Consider the following 17,328-nt stretch of genomic DNA (forward strand, 5'->3'; position numbering starts at 1 on the left):
AAGAGACAGCCCTATGACGGGGTGTCAGATCCCGCCAGGACTCCGCTTGGCTGTTTACCGTTGGTAAAGTGACCGGATTCTGCGGCATTCGGGCTCTCGCGCCGGTCTGTCCCGCGTCATGGCGTCGACACAGCTTGGTCCGCCTGGCCGCGCAACAGGTTTTCCAGCCCCTCCGTCCGGTATGCGGACATCGATGCCCGATAGTTGTGTAACAAGTCCGTTTCGCAGGGATCTTTCGGCAAACCCTTTGTCCGGATTTTGGAAGATGTACGCGCCAGGTGTGATCGAACCGAGACCTTGAAGGTGTGGTTCGGTCCCTGGGGCATGGCAGATAGTTAGGCGCGTAGAGCTCGGATCGACGCGTCACGCGCTGGAGGCGGCGCCGACTCACGAGCGCGGGGGCACTTGACCATTTCAGGCACCGGTAACGGTGATGTGTCTTGTGCTCCCTGATGCGGTGAATCATTGGACTCATGAGGAGGAGCCCCATGCGTGGTGCCAAGAGCGCCAAGTGGGTTGCGGGTGCGATCGTCATAGCTCTGGCTGCGACGGCCTGCGGGAGCAGTGACGACAACGGGGGCAGCAGCGGCGGCGGCAAGGGCTCCGGCAAGAACGGTGGCACCTGGCGGATGGGTATCACCGAGCCGGTGGCCATCGACCCGTACAACGCGCAGGAGTCCGAGGGCACCCTCGTCACGGACAACCTCTTCACGGGTCTGTACGACCCGACCCCCGACGGCCACATCAAGCCGGAGCTTGCCACCTCCAAGAAGGTCAGCGCCGACGGCAAGACCTGGACCTTCACCATCAAGAAGGGCACCAAGTTCACCAACGGCGAGGACGTGAACGCCGAGGCGTTCATCCGTGGCTGGAGCCGTGTCGCGGTGAAGTCGGCCGCCTCCGACGTGGCCTACCACATGGCCGGCATCGCGGGCTTCGACGAGGCGCAGGCGGGCAAGGCCAAGACCCTGTCCGGCCTCTCCGCCCCGGACCCCTACACCCTCCAGGTGAAGCTGTCGAAGCCGGACTACGAGTTCGACATCAAGACCACGCACACGGTCTTCAGCCCGGTGCCCAAGGTCGCCGGCGACGCCCACAACAAGGCGTACAACGAGGCTCCCATCGGCAACGGCCCGTTCAAGATGCAGGGCAAGTGGGAGCACAACAAGTCGGTCACGCTCGTCCGTAACGACGACTACGGCCTGACCAAGGCCCACCTGGACAAGGTGGAGATCCACATCCTCAACGCCAACAACGGCGTGACCCTCGAGTACCAGGGCTTCGAGTCGGGGCAGTTCGACTGGGCGCGCATGCCCACCCCGCAGCTGCCCGCCGCCAAGGCCAAGTACAGCGCCCAGAACGAGTGGCTGCAGTACGAGGCCTCTGGCATGAACTACCTGATGCCCGTCACGGACAACAAGCCGCTGAACAGCGTCAAGGCCCGTCAGGCGATCTCCTACGCGATCGACCGGGACGCCATCATCAAGGGCGTCTTCCAGGGCATGATGACGAAGTCCGCGACGATCCTGCCGCCCTCCTTCACGGACGTGTACCAGAAGGACCTGTGCGCCTCCTGCGTCAAGCAGGACAAGGCCAAGGCCAAGCAGCTCGCCAAGGAAGCCGGCCTGAAGCCGGGGACGACGATCCAGCTGGGCTACAACACCGGTTCCGGCCACGAGGAGTGGATCCAGGCCGTCCAGCAGCAGCTGCAGGACGTGCTCGGGGTCAAGGTCCAGACGAACGGCAAGCCGTTCGCCGAGCTGCTCTCCGACGAGACGAAGCCGAACGCCACGGGGCTGTACCGCTACGCCTGGGGCGCGGACTACCCGACGCCGGACAACTTCCTGTTCCCGCTGCTGGACTCCGCGTCCATCAACAAGGACAGCTCCGGCAAGGTCACCGGTGACAACCGGGCCCGCTACAGCAGCAAGACGTTCGACAACCTGGTCGCCAAGGCCCGCGCCACCAAGGACCAGGCCGCCCGCAACGATCTGTACAAGCAGGCCGAGAAGGTCGCGCTGGACGACCAGGCGCTGATCCCGCTGTGGAACCGCACCCAGTTCCGTCTGGCCAACACCAAGAAGTTCGGCAACGTCCAGATGGACTTCCACGAGGACCCGAACCTCCAGGACATCAGCATGAAGTAACCGAATGCCGCTGACGGCGGCGTTCGGTGATGGGGGTCGTGGGGGGGGGGGGGGGGCGGGGGGGCGCCCCCCCCCCCACGGCCCCCGACGACCGTCGGGAGGGTGCGATCCGCCCTCCCGGCCCCCACCCCCACAACCCCCGTTCATGGGGCTGGGAAGCCGCTGGGGAAGCGGCGGCAAAGGCGCAGAGAGGCATGTCATGGGAAGGTATGTGGTCCGCAGGCTGGGCCAGTTGGTCGTCGTCACGCTCGGCGCGACGTTGATCCTGTTCGCCTGCCTGTTCGTTCTGCCGGGCGACCCGGTGGGGCAGATCGCGGGTAGCGACAAGGCGCGCGACCCCGCCGTGGTCGCGCAACTGCACAAGCAGTACGGGCTGGACAAGCCCCTGGTGGTGCAGTACGGCAACTACGTGGGCAAGCTCGTCACCGGCGACCTCGGCACGGACTACACGCAGAGCCGCCCGGTCACCGAGATCCTCGGACCGAAGCTGCAGAACACTGCGAAGCTGGCGGTGTTCGCCATCGTGATCGACGTCATCCTCGGCATGGCCGTCGGCATCCTCGCGGCGATGAAGAGGTATTCGGTCTGGGACGTGTCGGCCACCTTCCTCACCACCATGGCCATCGGCGTTCCACCGATCGTGCTCGGCATGATCATCCAGAGCGTCTTCGTCGTGAAGCTGAACTGGTTCCCGCTGATCGCCGACGGAAGCTTCAAGTCGATGGTGCTGCCCGGTGTCACGCTGGCGATCATCGACGCGGCCCTGGTCGCCCAGCTGGCCCGCAGCAGCATGCTGGAAGTGCTGCGCGCCGACTACGTGAAGACCGCCGTAGCAAAGGGCCTTCCCAGCCGGACGGTGCTCCTCCGGCACATTCTGCGCAACTCCGTCATCCCGGTGATCACCTACATCGGCATCTCCTTCGGCAGCCTGCTCGGCGGTGCGATCATCACGGAGACGATCTTCAACTGGGACGGCATCGGACTGGCCCTGGTGCAGGCGATCCAGCAGAACAACAACCCCATCATCACGGGAGTGGTCACGATCAGCGTGGCGATCTTCGTCGTGCTGAACCTCGTTGTCGACCTGCTGTACGCCGCCCTCGACCCGCGCATCCGCCTCGCCTGACCGGCAGGGTCGTCCCCCTCTAGGAGTCACACCATGACCGAACTCGTCACGGGCACGGGAGAGCCGCTCCAGGCCGGCCCCGCCGCGGCACAGCAGGGCGCCGAACCCAGTGTCGCCCGGGTCAGCCAGTGGTCCGACATCCGGCACCGCTTCCTCGCTAACAAACTCGCCGTCGTCGGACTGGCGATCATCGTCCTGCTGATCCTCATCGCCGTGCTGGCCCCCGTGCTGGCGCCCTTCGACCCGCTGAAGCAGGACCTCAACGCGACACTGCAGTCGCCGGGTGGCAAGCATCTGCTCGGCACCGACGCCCTCGGCCGGGACCAGCTGTCCCGCCTCATTTACGGCAGCCGCATCGCGGTGATCGTGGGTCTCGCCTCGATCCTCCTCGCGGTCGCCATCGGCGTCGTCCTCGGCGCCCTGTCCGGCTACTTCGGCGGCTGGGTGGACACCGTGATCATGCGTATCGCGGACATCTTCTTCGCCTTCCCGCTGCTCATCGGTGCCATCGTCATCATCATGGTGATGGGCCGAGGCGTGATGCCAGTGGTCCTCTCGCTCGCCATCTTCTCCTGGGCCACCTTCGCCCGCCTGCTGCGCAGCCAGGTCCTCTCCGTGCGCGAGATGGACTACGTGCACGCGGCGAAGGCGCTGGGCGCGAGCCAGGGCCGGATCATCCGCAAGCACATCCTGCCCAACTCCATCACCGCGGTGATGGTGTACGGCACGAGCAACGTCGGTATCGCGATCGTCGCCGAGGCGTCGCTGTCGTACCTGGGCGTCGGCGTGGAGCCGCAGGTCGCGGAGTGGGGCAACATGATCTCCGCCGGCCGCAACTTCATGGGCGTCAAGGACTACATGTGGACCTACCCGAGCCTCGCCATCGTCGTCACCGCGCTGGGCTTCATCCTGTTCGGCAACGGTCTGCGCGACGCGCTCGACCCGAAGCTCCGGTGAGGCACCGCCGTGAGTCGATCCCCTCTCAAGCAACACGAAGGTGATGGCATGACCAGCCTGGAGATGGCGCCCGCGAACACCGGGCCGGACGGGACCGCGCCGCTGCTCGAAGTCCGTGACCTGCACGTGGAGTTCAAGGTCCGGGACGCGGTGACCAAGGCCGTCAACGGTGTCAATTACAGCGTCAACGCCGGTGAGACGCTCGCCGTGCTCGGTGAGTCGGGCTCCGGCAAGTCCGTCACCGCGCAGGCGGTCATGGGCATCCTGGACAGCCCGCCCGGACGGATCAGCAAGGGCCAGATCTTCTTCCAGGGCCAGGACATCCTCGCCCTGCCGGAGAGCGAGCGGCGCAGGCTGCGCGGCGCCAAGATGGCGATGATCTTCCAGGACGCCCTGTCCTCGCTCAACCCCGTGCTCTCGGTGGGCTACCAGCTCGGCGAGATGTTCCGGGTGCACCAGGGCATGTCCAAGAAGGACGCCAAGGCCAAGGCCATCGAGCTGATGGACCGGGTGCGCATCCCCGCCGCCAAGGAGCGCGTCGGCGACTACCCGCACCAGTTCTCCGGCGGTATGCGCCAGCGCATCATGATCGCCATGGCCCTGGCCCTGGAGCCGGACCTGATCATCGCGGACGAGCCGACCACGGCTCTGGACGTGACCGTCCAGGCCCAGGTGATGGACCTGCTCGCGGAGCTCCAGCGCGAGTACAACATGGGCCTGATCCTGATCACCCACGACCTCGGTGTGGTCGCCGATGTGGCGGACAAGATCGCCGTCATGTACGCCGGCCGTATCGTCGAGACCGCCCCGGTGCACGAGCTCTACAAGCGACCCGCGCACCCTTACACCAAGGGCCTGCTCGACTCGATCCCGCGTCTCGACCAGAAGGGGCAGGAGCTCTACGCGATCAAGGGGCTGCCGCCCAACCTGCAGCAGATTCCACCGGGTTGCGCCTTCAACCCCCGCTGCAACATGGCGCAGGACATCTGCCGCACCGACGTTCCGGCGCTCGTCCCGGTGACGGACGAGGACGGTACGGAACTCGTGGGCCGCGCTTCCGCGTGCCACTTCTGGAAGGAGACGATCCGTGGCTGAGCTCAAGAAGGACGACGGGGCCGACGTCACGCCCAACGTCTCCGACGTCGAGGTGGTGGACGCCGCGACCGAGGAGGAGGCGGTGGCCGCCGTCGAGGCGCCCGTCGCGCAGGGCGAACCGATCCTTCAGGTGCGCAACCTGGTCAAGCACTTCCCGCTGACCCAGGGCATCCTGTTCAAGCGTCAGATCGGCGCCGTCCAGGCCGTCGACGGTGTCTCCTTCGACCTGCACCAGGGCGAGACCCTGGGCATCGTGGGCGAGTCCGGCTGCGGCAAGTCGACGGTGGCCAAGCTCCTGATGAACCTGGAGCAGGTGACCTCCGGCGAGATCTTCTACAAGGGCCAGGACATCACCAAGCTGTCCGGCCGTGCGCTGAAGGCGGTGCGCCGGAACATCCAGATGGTGTTCCAGGACCCGTACACCTCCCTCAACCCCCGTATGACGGTGGGCGACATCATCGGTGAGCCCTTCGACATCCACCCCGAGGTGGCTCCGAAGGGCGACCGGCGCCGCAAGGTGCAGGAGCTGCTGGACGTAGTCGGTCTCAACCCCGAGTACATCAACCGCTACCCGCACCAGTTCTCCGGCGGTCAGCGCCAGCGCATCGGCATCGCCCGCGGCCTCGCGCTCAACCCGGAGATCATCATCTGCGACGAGCCGGTGTCCGCGCTGGACGTGTCGGTCCAGGCACAGGTCATCAACCTGATGGAGCGACTCCAGGACGAGTTCAACCTGTCCTACATCTTCATCGCGCACGACCTGTCGATCGTCCGGCACATCTCCGACCGGGTGGGCGTGATGTACCTGGGCAAGATGGCCGAGATCGGCACCGACGAGCAGATCTACGAGCACCCGACGCACCCCTACACCCAGGCGCTGCTGTCGGCGGTCCCGGTGCCGGACCCGGAGGCCCGCGAGAACCGCGAGCGGATCATCCTCACCGGCGACGTGCCGTCCCCGGCCAACCCGCCCTCGGGCTGCCGCTTCCGCACCCGCTGCTGGAAGGCGCAGGACAAGTGCGCCAAGGAGATCCCGCTGCTGGCGATCCCCGAGCCGTTCGCGGGCGCGGACACACCGGCGGCCCACGAGTCGGCCTGCCACTTCGCCGAGGAGAAGGACGTCGTCAACGCGGCGTGACACCGATCGGCCGATGAACGCGGGGCGCCCCGGCGAGTACTGCCACTCGCCGGGGCGCCCCTTCGGATCGACAAACACCGGGGCGAGATGATCCACCACGTCGAGCTGTGGGTTCCCGACCTCGCGCGCGCGGAGCGCGAATGGGGCTGGCTCCTTGCCCGGCTCGGTTACCACCCGTACCAGGAATGGCAGCACGGTCGCAGCTGGCGTCAGGGGCCGGCGTATCTCGTCGTCGAGCAGTCACCGGCGATGAGCGGCACCCGCCACGACCGGATGCGCCCGGGACTCAATCACCTCGCGTTCCACGCCGGCAGCCGCGGCGACGTCGACGCGCTGGCGGCGGAGGGGCCCGCCCACGGGTGGACGCCGCTCTTCGCCGAGCGGTACCCCCATGCCGGCGGCCCTGAGCACTACGCGGCCTACCTGGCGAACACGGACGGGTTCGAGGCCGAACTGGTGGCCGCCGACACGCCTCCGGCCGCCGACACGCCCCGGGGCGCTGTCACGTAGTGGCCTGCGGACACGCCTCCGGCTGCCGAGACACCCCTGGTCGTCGACCTGCTTCCGGCCGTCGACATACCCCGGCCGCTGTCACGTAGTGGCCTGCGGACACGCCTCCGGCTGCCGAGACACCCCTGGTCGTCGACCTGCTTCCGGCCGTCGACACACCCCGGCCGCTGTCACGTAGTGGCCTGCGGACACGCCTCCGGCTGCCGAGACACCCCTGGTCGTCGACCTGCTCCCGGCCGTCGACATACCCCGGCCGCTGTCACGTAGCGGTCCGCGGACATGCCTCCGGCCGCCACGCGCCCACAGCCGCCAGCGCGCCCCCGGCCGCCGGCACGCCGCCGCACACCGACACGTAGCGGCCCGCGGACGCGCCCCCGCCCGCCATCACGTGGCGGCCCGCGTCCGCGCCCAATGGCAGGCCGTCTGCGCCTCCCCGCCCCCGCCCAGCACCTCCGGGTCCCGGGTACGGCACGCCTCCGCGACACCCGCCCGGTCCGCCTCACCGGCCGCCAGGACCTGGCAGCGGACGTGGAAACGGCAGCCCGAGGGGATACGGGACGGGTCGGGAGGCTCGCCGGTCAGGACCACCGGGTCGACCCGGGACTCAGGAAGGACCGACAGCAGCGCCTGGGTGTACGGATGCCGGGGCGCCGTCAGTACCTGCTCGACACCGCCCGTCTCCACGATGCGTCCCAGATACATCACCGCGACCCGGTCGGCGATGTTCCACGCCAGTCCGAGGTCGTGCGTCACCACCAGGGCGGACAGGCCCAGTTCGGCGCGCAGGCGCAGCAGCAGGGCGAGCACCTCACCGCGGACCGAGGCGTCCAGCGAGGCCACCGGCTCGTCGGCGACCAGGAGTTCGGGCTCCAGCACGAGAGCGCCGGCGATCACCACGCGCTGGCGCTGGCCCCCGGACAGCTCGTGCGGGTAACGCAGGAAGAAACGCTCGGGCGGACGCAGACCGCAGCGGGACAGGGCCTCGGCCACGGCCGCCCGCTCGTCCCCGGCGTGGCCGTGGATCCGCAGCCCCTCGGCCACCGCGTCGTACACCGTGTGCCGCGGGTTCAGCGAGCCGCTCGGGTCCTGGAGTACCAGTTGTACGCGCTTGCGGTACGCCTTCAAGGCCCGCGAGGAGTACTCCAGAGGCTTCCCGCGGAAGCTGATGCTCCCGCGCGCCGGTGGTACGAGCCCGAGCAGGGAGCGCGCCAGCGTCGTCTTGCCGCAGCCCGACTCGCCGACCAGCGCCACGATCTCCCCGGCGCCGATGTCCAGTTCGACGCCGTCCACGACCCGGGCCGGCCGGGCGCCGTGTCGTCCGGGGAAGGTCACGTGCAGACCCTGTGCGCTCAGTAGGGGGCCGGATACGGGCGTCGTCATGAGGTCTCCCTCGTTTCCTGCGCCGCGTGAACACAGGCGGCCCGGTGCCCCGGCCCCGCGTCCCGCAGCGCCTGGTCCTGCGTGGCACAGTCGTCCAGGGCCACCGGGCAGCGCGGATGGAAGGCGCAGCCGGACGGCACGGCCGACGGGTCGGGCGGGTCACCGGCCAGCCCGCGCGGGGCGAACCGGGAGGCCGGCTCGCCGATGCGCGGGAACGCCGCCGACAGCGCCTTGCCGTAGGGATGCCGGGCGTCCTCGTAGATCCGCCGGGCCGGGCCCTCCTCCACCACCCGGCCGGCGTACATCACCGCCAGCCGGTCGCAGGTGTCGGCGAGCACCGCCAGATCATGGCTGACCATCATCAGTGCCAGGTCCTGCTCGGCGACGAGCTGCTGGATCAGCCGCAGGATCTGCGCCTGGATCATCACGTCCAGCGCCGTCGTCGGCTCGTCGGCGATGACCAGCCGCGGGTCGCAGGCCAGCGCCATCGCGATCATGACGCGCTGCCGCTGGCCACCGGACAGCTCGTGCGGATACGCCGCCGCCCGCGCCACCGGAAGCCCCACGCTCTCCAGGAGTTCACTCGTCCTCCGCCGGGCCGCGGCCGCGGTCGCCCCCTGGTGCAGCAGGACCGGCTCGGCGATCTGGTCGCCGACGCGGTGCACCGGGTTGAGCGAGTGCATCGCCCCCTGGAAGACGATCGAGGCTCCCGCCCAGCGGACCGCCCGGACCCGGCCCCACCGCATCGCCAGGACGTCCTCGCCCTCCAGCAGGACCTCCCCGGTCACCCGGGTCCCGGCGGGCAGCAGTCTGAGCAGCGCGAGCGCCAGTGTGGACTTGCCGCAGCCGGATTCGCCGGCGATGCCGAGCTTGTGACCGGCGGCGAGGGACAGATCCACGCCCCGCACCGCGGCCGCTCCGCCCGGATACGTCACTTCGAGGTTCCGCACCTCCAGCAGAGTCAACGGGCCGGCCCCAGACGTGGGTTGAGTACGGCCTCCACCGCGCGCCCGCACAGGGTGAACGCCAGGGCGACACCCGTGACCGCGATGCCGGGCGGCACCAGATACCACCAGTCGCCCGAACTGACGGCGCCCGCCTCGCGCGCGTCCTGGAGCAGCCCGCCCCACGAGACCACCGACGGATCGCCGAGGCCGAGGAAGGCCAGGGTCGCCTCGGCCAGGACGGAGGAGGAGACCATCAGGGTGGTCTGCGCGAGGACCAGCGGCATCACGTTCGGCAGCACGTGCCGGGTCATGACGTGCCAGTGGCTGCCGCCGAGCGCGTGCGCGCGTTCGATGTACGGCCGGGACTCCACCGCCAGGGTCTGCGCGCGCACCAGCCGGGCCGTGGTGGGCCACGTGGTCACGCCGATCGCCAGGATGATCGTGCCGAGGGAGCGGGACAGCACGGTGGCGAGCGCGATCGCGAGCACCAGCGTCGGCATCACCAGGAACCAGTCCGTGATCCGCATCAGCACGGTGGCACAGGCACCGCGGAAGTGCCCGGCCGTGATCCCGACCACGGCGCCGATCGCCACCGACAGGACGGCGGCGAGCAGCCCGACCAGCAGCGACACCCGTGACCCCCACACCACCAGACCGAGCAGGTCGCGACCGAACCGGTCGGTGCCCAGGGGGAACCCACCGCTCGGACTCTCCATGGGCCGTCCCGACGCCCCCGTGACGCTCGTCACGTCCGAGCCGACCGTCAGCGGCGCGGTCAGCGCGACGAGGGCGAACAGGACGAGTGCGGCCAGGCCCACCAGCCCGGTGCGGTGGGTGCGGTACAGGGAGCAGAACCGGGCGGCCGAGCGACGGCGGCGCTGCCAGGCGAGGGTTCGCGGACCGGCCCGCGAAACCGGGGGAGTGGTTTCGGTCGTCATCGGACCACCCTGGGGTCGAGCAGCGGATAGAGGACGTCGGCGAGGGTGTTCGTGATGATCACCGCTGAGGCGAAGACCAGGAACAGGCCCTGGACCAGGGGCAGATCGGGCACGCTCAGTGCCTGGTAGAAGAGACCGCCGAGGCCGGGCCAGGAGAAGACGGTCTCGACCAGGATCACACCGGCGACGGTCCGGCCGAGGTTGACGAAGACCAGCGTCACGGTCGGCAGCAGCGCGTTCGGCACGGCATGCCGGCGCCGGACCAGGTCGTCGCGGAGCCCCTTGGCGCGCGCGGTCGTCAGATAGTCGCTGCCCATCTCGTCCAGCAGCGCCGAGCGGGTGACCAGCAGGGTCTGCCCGTACTCGACCGCGACCAGGGTGACCACCGGCAGGACGAGGTGGTGGGCGACATCGAGGACGTACGCGAACCCCTCCTTGCCGCCCGATTCCATGCCGCCGGTCGGGAAGAGGCCGGGGATCGGGCCGACCCCCACCGAGAACACGATGATGAGGACCAGACCCAGCCAGAACGACGGCACGGAGTACAGGGTCAGCGCCAGGCCGGTGTTCACCCGGTCGCCGAGACGGCCGTTGCGCCAGGCCGAGCGGGTGCCGAGGAGGAAACCGAGCGCGGTGTACAGGACGAACGCGGTGCCGGTGAGCAGCAGGGTGTTCGGCAGCGCCTCGGTGATCTTGTCGACGACGGGTGCCCGGAACTGGTACGACGTGCCGAGATCGCCGCTGAGCGCACCGCGGCAGTAGTGCGTGAACTGCTCCCACAGCGGCAGGTCGAGCCCGAACTCCTTGCGGTAGGCGGCCAGCTGTTGCGCCGACACCGGGCGGCCGCCCGTCATGGTCTTGACCGGGTCACCCGGGATGAGCCGGAACAGGAAGAATCCGGTCACGAGGACGGCGAGCAGGGAGACGGCCGCACCGCCCACCCGGCCGGCCCCGTACCGCAGATACCCGGTGGTGCTCGTTCCGCTCATCCGGCTCATCGGCTACTCGCGGTCCTCTGCGGTGGCGCGGCGCCGTCTCGCGAGGAGCAGCCCGGCGCCGCCGAGGACCACCACGCCCACGACGGCCCCGATGACGACGCCTGTCGAGCCGCCGCCGTCCGAGGACCCGTCGGAGGCCGCCGGCACCGCGGACCACCAGCTCCAGTAACCGTCCTGGCCGTAGATGTTGCCCGCCTTCTCGGGCATCGTGGTGATCGACTTGATCTGGTCGGTGCGGTAGGCCTCGACCGCGTTCGGATACGCCAGGACGTTCATGTACCCGAGGTCGTAGAGCCGCGACTCCATCCCCTTGACGATGTCCGCCCTCTTGGCGGGGTCGTACTCGGCGAGCTGACGCGCGTACAGCCCGTCGTAGGTCTTGTCGCAGATGAAGTTGTCCGTCGCGCCGGTGTCCTTCGGCGTCGAGGGCAGGGCCGCGCAGGTGTGGATGGACAGGACGTAGTCCGGATCGGGGTTGACGGACCAGCCGTCGAAGGCGAGGTCGTACTTGCCGGCGAGCCATGGGTCGGTGACGTTGTCCAGGCAGTCGAGTGTCACGCCGATGCCGAGTTTGCCCCACCACTCCTTGAGGTACTGGCCGACCGCCTTGTCGTTGGGGTCGGTGGCGTGGCACAGGAGGCGGTAGTTCAGCGGCTTGCCGTTCTTGCCGGTCCGGTTGCCGTCGGCGTTCTTCCGGTAGCCCGCCTCGTCGAGGAGCCGGGCCGCCTTCGCCGGGTCGTAGGCGAGCTCCTGGCTCGCCGACGGCTTCCAGAAGTACGCCGAGAAGCGCGGCGGGATGTAGCCCTGGCCCTCGACCGCGTGGCCCTGGAACACCTTGTCGACGATGGCTTCGCGGTCGACGGCCATGAACAGGGCGTGCCGTACCCGCTCGTCCAGCAGGGACGGGTCGCCGTCGCCGAACTTCCGGCCGTTCTTCGCCCGTGCGCCCGGGTTGGTGGCGAGGGCGTAGAAGCGGCGACCGGGGGCGTCGTTGACGTGGATGTTCTTCTCGCCCTTGAGGGAGGCCGCCTGAGCCGGTGTCAGGGAGGGGGAGCCCGCGACGAAGGAGACCTCGCCCTTGCGCAGGGCGGCCACCGCCGCGTCCTGGTCCTTGTAGTACTTGACCTCCAGCTCGTCGAACTTCGGAGCTCCGCGCCAGTAGCTCTTGTTGGCCTTCAGCCGGACGTAGCTGTCGGGCTTGTAGTCGGTGAGGACGAAGGGCCCGTCGCCGACGACGGGGAAGCTCTTGTCGTTGTTGAACTTCGAGAAGTCCCCGACCTTCTCCCAGATGTGCTTGGGCACGATGGGCACGTCCAGGGCCGTCATCGTGGCCTGCGGTTTCTTCAGTTCGACGACGAGCCGGGTCGGGCTGGGAGCCGTCACCTTGCGGAAGTTGGTGACGAAGCTGCCGTTCGCGGTGGCGGCCCCCTCGTCGGTCATCATCTTGTTGAACGTCCAGGCCGCGTCCTCGGCGGTGACCTTCTGCCCGTCCGACCACTTCGCGTCGGAACGGATCGTGTACGTCCAGGTCAGCTTGTCGGCCGACGGCGACCACTTCGTCGCCAGGCCCGGGACCGCGTGGGCGTCACCGGGGTCGTAGGCGGTGAGGTACTCGTACGTCAGCCTGAGGACGCTCGTACTGAGCAGACGCACCGCCAGGAAGGGGCTCAGCGAGTCGACGCTCTGCGCCACGGCGATGGTGAGGACCTTGGTGCCCTGGGCGGCCTGCGCCCGCTGCGGAGCCGGGTTGAGCGGAGTCGTGAGCGTTGCCGTGGTGGCCAGGGCGAGGGCGCCGCCGGCGGCGGCGAGACGGGTGAGACGCAGTCGCGGGGTTCTCGGGTGCGGACGGGTTCTGCCGGGCCGGTCTGGAGTACTCATCGATCGTGACCTCGCGTCATCACTCGCGCGGAAACGGCTTGTAGGCCTTCGGGGGGCCGGGAGTTGCCTGGTGACACCGGTTGGGTGAAGAGAGTGTCTATCAGCGGCGGTCTGTGTGCGTCAACGGCACATGAAGCCGGTGTGGCCTGCGAAAACGTCGATTTGAGGTGCCGTCAGTTCAAACATTGGTCCAGACCGGTGAAGGGGGTCTGGTGGAGCGCTGGCGGTGGTCGGTGAGCGGATCCGGTCACCGTTGTGATCTCGGGACCGCGGAGCGTCGACGGTCCCCGGTCCCGGTCGCCGGACCGCTCCAGCACGCCGAGTCCCGCCTCACGCGGACGGCGTGACAGGGTGTCGGGCGGCGTGAATCGCGGGGTGGAGCGCCTGAGCCGGCGTGCGCGGGCGGTCGATTCCGCGTCTTGAACACGGCCGGCCTGTACGAGCGTCGCCGCGGCCGGATCCAGCCCCGTGAGCCGGGCGCGTCGCCCCTCGTTCGGGTGCACTCTCTCGCGTACGGGCCGCCCGGGTGTGCATTATGCGATTTTTGTGGCGATATTGACCCATAAGGTATCGGAGGTCAGACGCTGGCGCCGCAGCGCAGGCATGCGCATTCCTGAGGAGGCACTGCATGCGTGGAACCACGTACGCCCGACGGCTCGCCTGCGCGACGGCGGTGGCGCTCGCCGCGACGGCCTGCGGCGGCGGGAGAACGGGCAGCGGGGCCGGCGGCTCGGTGCTCTCCTCCTCCTGGGGTGATCCGCAGAACCCGCTGGAGCCGGCGAACACCAACGAGGTGCAGGGCGGCAAGGTCCTCGACATGATCTTCCGGGGTCTGAAGAAGTACGACCCGAGGACCGGCGCGGCCCAGAACATGCTCGCCGAGAAGATCGACACCCCGGACTCCCAGAACTTCACGATCACCATCAAGGACGGCTGGACCTTCTCCAACGGGGAAAAGGTGACCGCCAAGTCCTTCGTCGACGCCTGGAACTACGGCGCGAGCCTGAAGAACCACCAGCGGAACGCGTACTTCTACCGCTACATCCAGGGCTACGACAAGATCCACCCGGACAGCGGCTCACAGAGCGCCGGCACGCTCTCCGGCCTGAAGGTCGTCGACGACCGCACCTTCACCGTCAAGCTGGCCCAGAAGTTCTCGAGCTTCCCCGACACCCTGGGCTACCCGGCGTTCGCCCCGCTGCCCCAGGGGTTCTTCTCCGACCACGCGGCCTGGCTGAAGAAGCCGGTGGGCAACGGGCCGTACGCCGTCGACTCGTACACCAGGGGCTCGCAGATGGCCCTGCGGAAGTGGGCCGGCTACCCCGGCGCGGACAAGGCACAGAACGACGGCGTGACCCTCAAGGTCTACACCGACAACGACACCGCCTACACCGACCTGCTGGCCGGCAACCTCGACCTGGTCGACGACGTCCCCGCCTCCCAGCTCAGGAACGTCAGGAGCGACCTGGGCGACCGCTACATCAACGCCCCGGCCGGCATCATCCAGACCCTCGCCTTCCCCTACTACGACAAGGACTGGGACAAGAGCGGCTCGGAGAAGGTCCGCAAGGGCCTGTCCATGGCGATCAACCGCAAGCAGATCACCGACACGATCTTCCTGAAGACCCGCATCCCGGCCACCGACTGGACCTCGCCGGTGCTCGGCGCGGACGGCGGCTTCAAGGACGGGCTGTGCGGGGACGCCTGCGACTACAACCCGGGCGAGGCCAAGAAGCTGGTACAGGAGGGCGGCGGGCTCCCGGGCGGGCAGGTCAAGATCACCTACAACGCCGACACCGGCTCGCACAGGATGTGGGTGGACGCCGTGTGCAACTCCATCAACAACGCGCTCGGCAACGACAAGGCCTGCGTCGGCAACCCGGTAGGCACCTTCGCCGACTTCCGCAACCGGATCACCCAGCACAAGATGTCCGGCCCGTTCCGCGCCGGCTGGCAGATGGACTACCCCCTCATCCAGAACTTCCTTCAGCCGCTCTACTACACCGGCGCCTCCTCCAACGACGGCCAGTGGTCCGACCAGGACTTCGACAAGCTCGTCGACCAGGCCAACGCCCAGACCGACACCGCCAAGGCGGTGCGCACCTTCCAGCAGGCCGAGGAGGTCGTCCGGGACCACATGGCCGCCATCCCGCTCTGGTACCAGAACGGCAGCGCGGGCTACTCCGAGCGGCTGTCCGACGTGGCGCTCAACCCCTTCAGCGTCCCCGTCTACAACGAGATCAAGGTCGGCTGATCCGCCATGGGGCGCTACGTCGTCAGGCGTCTGCTCCAGATGATCCCGGTGTTCTTCGGGGCCACGCTGCTGATCTTCCTGATGGTGAACGTGATGGGCGACCCCATCGCGGGACTGTGCGGCGAGCGGCAGTGCGACCCGGCGACGGCCGCGCAGCTGAAGCAGGAGTTCGGCCTCGACAAGCCGCTCTGGCAGCAATACCTGACCTACATGGGGAACGTCTTCACCGGCGACTTCGGGACGGCGTTCAACGGCCAGCCGGTCACCGAGCTGATGTCGACCGCGTTCCCCGTCACCGTCCGGCTGACCATCGTGGCGATCGTCATCGAGGTCGTCATCGGCATCACCCTGGGCGTGGTCACCGGGCTACGGCGCGGCCGGCCCGTCGACAGCGGGGTGCTGCTGGCGACCCTGGTGGTCATCTCCGTGCCCGTCTTCGTCACCGGCCTGCTGCTCCAGCTCCTGCTCGGCGTGGAGTGGGGCTGGATCAAACCGTCGGTGCCGCCGGAAGCCACCTTCGGCGAGCTGATCGTGCCCGGGCTGGTCCTGGCCGCCGTCTCGCTCGCCTACGTCACCCGGCTGACCCGCACCTCCATCGCCGAGAACAAGCGGTCCGACTACGTCCGCACGGCGATCGCCAAGGGGCTGCCCAGGCGCCGCGTGATCACCCGGCACCTGCTGCGCAACTCGCTCATCCCCGTGGTCACCTTCATCGGCACCGACATCGGCGCCCTGATGGGCGGCGCGATCGTCACCGAGCGGATCTTCAACATCCACGGCGTCGGCTACCAGCTCTACCAGGGCATCCTGCGCCAGAACACCCAGACGGTCGTCGGCTTCGTGACCGTCCTCGTGCTGGTCTTCCTGGTCGCCAACCTGCTCGTCGACCTCCTCTACGCCGTACTCGACCCGAGGATCCGCTATGCCTGAGCAGCCGTTCGAACCCGAGGGCGCCATCGCGGGCACGGGCATGGGCGGCGCGATGGACCTGGCGGCGAGCGAGGCGACGACGCTGGAGCGGACGCCGGGCGGTCCGGAGGGCACCGGCCCGCAGGGCAAGCCGCACTCTCTCTGGTCCGACGCCTGGCGGGACCTGCGCCGCAACCCCGTCTTCCTCGTCTCAGGGCTCGTCATCGTCTTCCTCGCCGTCATCTCCCTGTGGCCCTCGCTCATCGCCTCCGGCAGCCCGCTCCAGTGCGACCTCGCCAAGGCCCAGGAAGGCTCCCAGCCCGGCGCCCCCTTCGGCTACGACGGCCAGGGCTGCAACGTCTACACACGGACCGTCTACGGCGCCCGTACGTCCGTCACGGTCGGTGTCTGCGCCACGCTGGGGGTGGCCCTCCTCGGGTCCGTGCTGGGCGCGCTCGCGGGCTTCTTCGGCGGGGCGTGGGACTCGCTGCTCTCCCGCCTCACCGACATCTTCTTCGCCATCCCGGTCGTGCTCGGCGGCCTCGTCCTGCTCTCCGTGGTGACGAGCAACACGGTCTGGCCGGTCATCGGGTTCATGGTGCTGCTCGGCTGGCCGCAGATCTCCCGCATCGCCCGCGGTTCCGTCATCACCGCCAAGCAGAACGACTACGTCCAGGCCGCCCGCGCCCTCGGCGCCTCCGGCCCGCGCATCCTGCTCAGACACATCGCGCCCAACGCGGTCGCCCCGGTGATCGTCGTGGCCACCATCGCGCTCGGCACCTACATCGCGCTGGAGGCCACCCTGTCGTATCTGGGCGTCGGCCTGAAGCCGCCCAGTGTCTCCTGGGGCATCGACATCTCCGCCGCCTCCCCCTACATCCGCAACGCCCCCCACGCCCTCCTGTGGCCCTCCGGCGCCCTCGCGATCACAGTCCTGGCCTTCATCATGCTCGGCGACGCGGTACGCGACGCCCTCGACCCGAAACTGAGGTGAGCTGCTGTGCTGCTGGAAGTGCGGGACCCGTACGCGGGGTTCCGGAGCGTGCACGGG

General features: G+C 68.8%; 14 protein-coding genes. 9 read left to right on the plus strand and 5 right to left on the minus strand.

All coding sequences use genetic code 11. The annotated features are described in order from the left end of the window. Positions 1-488: 488 nt before the first annotated feature. The 6 genes from ACWGJM_RS39215 to ACWGJM_RS39240 all read left to right on the plus strand — a co-directional run bounded on the left by ACWGJM_RS39215 (position 489) and on the right by ACWGJM_RS39240 (position 6,973). Positions 489-2,147 carry a peptide ABC transporter substrate-binding protein gene (locus ACWGJM_RS39215; protein ID WP_453416525.1) on the plus strand — a complete coding sequence of 553 codons (1,659 nt, stop codon included), beginning with the start codon at positions 489-491 and terminating at the stop codon, positions 2,145-2,147. Between the two features lie 199 nt (positions 2,148-2,346). Continuing rightward, positions 2,347-3,273, plus strand: a complete 927-nt coding sequence (locus tag ACWGJM_RS39220; protein WP_453416526.1) for an ABC transporter permease — start codon at positions 2,347-2,349, stop codon at positions 3,271-3,273. A gap of 33 nt (positions 3,274-3,306) precedes the next feature. Further along, positions 3,307-4,230: an ABC transporter permease gene (locus ACWGJM_RS39225; RefSeq protein WP_453416527.1), complete on the plus strand. Its 924-nt coding sequence runs from the start codon at positions 3,307-3,309 to the stop codon at positions 4,228-4,230. Between the two features lie 48 nt (positions 4,231-4,278). After that, entirely contained in the window at positions 4,279-5,325 is a 1,047-nt protein-coding gene (locus tag ACWGJM_RS39230; RefSeq protein WP_453416528.1) for an ABC transporter ATP-binding protein, read from the plus strand. Continuing rightward, positions 5,318-6,463: an ABC transporter ATP-binding protein gene (locus ACWGJM_RS39235; protein ID WP_453416529.1), complete on the plus strand. Its 1,146-nt coding sequence runs from the start codon at positions 5,318-5,320 to the stop codon at positions 6,461-6,463. Before ACWGJM_RS39230 ends, ACWGJM_RS39235 begins: the two co-directional genes overlap by 8 nt. 87 nt (positions 6,464-6,550) lie before the next feature. Next, on the plus strand, positions 6,551-6,973 hold the full coding sequence (locus tag ACWGJM_RS39240; protein WP_453416530.1) for a VOC family protein: 423 nt from the start codon (positions 6,551-6,553) through the stop codon (positions 6,971-6,973). Between the two features lie 384 nt (positions 6,974-7,357). Here ACWGJM_RS39240 and ACWGJM_RS39245 read toward each other — a convergent pair whose 3' ends face one another. From ACWGJM_RS39245 to ACWGJM_RS39265, 5 genes are read right to left on the minus strand one after another with little or no spacing between them, the layout of a single operon-like run. Then, positions 7,358-8,353 (minus strand): ABC transporter ATP-binding protein, encoded by a 996-nt coding sequence (locus ACWGJM_RS39245; RefSeq protein WP_453416531.1) that lies wholly within the window; start codon positions 8,351-8,353, stop codon positions 7,358-7,360. Beyond that, positions 8,350-9,318 (minus strand): ABC transporter ATP-binding protein, encoded by a 969-nt coding sequence (locus ACWGJM_RS39250; RefSeq protein WP_453416532.1) that lies wholly within the window; start codon positions 9,316-9,318, stop codon positions 8,350-8,352. The genes ACWGJM_RS39245 and ACWGJM_RS39250 overlap by 4 nt, the downstream gene beginning before the upstream one ends. Next, complete coding sequence (locus ACWGJM_RS39255) at positions 9,315-10,238, minus strand: ABC transporter permease (protein WP_453416533.1); 924 nt, start codon at positions 10,236-10,238, stop codon at positions 9,315-9,317. Before ACWGJM_RS39255 ends, ACWGJM_RS39250 begins: the two co-directional genes overlap by 4 nt. Beyond that, positions 10,235-11,227, minus strand: a complete 993-nt coding sequence (locus ACWGJM_RS39260; protein ID WP_453416534.1) for an ABC transporter permease — start codon at positions 11,225-11,227, stop codon at positions 10,235-10,237. The genes ACWGJM_RS39255 and ACWGJM_RS39260 overlap by 4 nt, the downstream gene beginning before the upstream one ends. Before the next feature lie 12 nt (positions 11,228-11,239). Then, positions 11,240-13,114 carry an ABC transporter substrate-binding protein gene (locus ACWGJM_RS39265; protein WP_453416535.1) on the minus strand — a complete coding sequence of 625 codons (1,875 nt, stop codon included), beginning with the start codon at positions 13,112-13,114 and terminating at the stop codon, positions 11,240-11,242. Positions 13,115-13,742: 628 nt separating this feature from the next. On the opposite strand from ACWGJM_RS39265, the gene ACWGJM_RS39270 reads away from it, so the two are divergent. From ACWGJM_RS39270 to ACWGJM_RS39280, 3 genes are read left to right on the plus strand one after another with little or no spacing between them, the layout of a single operon-like run. Next, positions 13,743-15,368, plus strand: a complete 1,626-nt coding sequence (locus tag ACWGJM_RS39270; protein WP_453416536.1) for a peptide ABC transporter substrate-binding protein — start codon at positions 13,743-13,745, stop codon at positions 15,366-15,368. 6 nt (positions 15,369-15,374) lie between these two features. Then, the gene (locus ACWGJM_RS39275; protein ID WP_453416537.1) at positions 15,375-16,298 is read left to right on the plus strand and encodes an ABC transporter permease; all 924 of its coding nucleotides are present in this window, start codon (positions 15,375-15,377) and stop codon (positions 16,296-16,298) included. Next, positions 16,291-17,271: an ABC transporter permease gene (locus ACWGJM_RS39280; protein ID WP_453416538.1), complete on the plus strand. Its 981-nt coding sequence runs from the start codon at positions 16,291-16,293 to the stop codon at positions 17,269-17,271. Before ACWGJM_RS39275 ends, ACWGJM_RS39280 begins: the two co-directional genes overlap by 8 nt. The last annotated feature ends 57 nt before the right edge of the window (positions 17,272-17,328 follow it).

The sequence above is a fragment of the Streptomyces sp. NPDC054834 genome, from assembly GCF_053611185.1.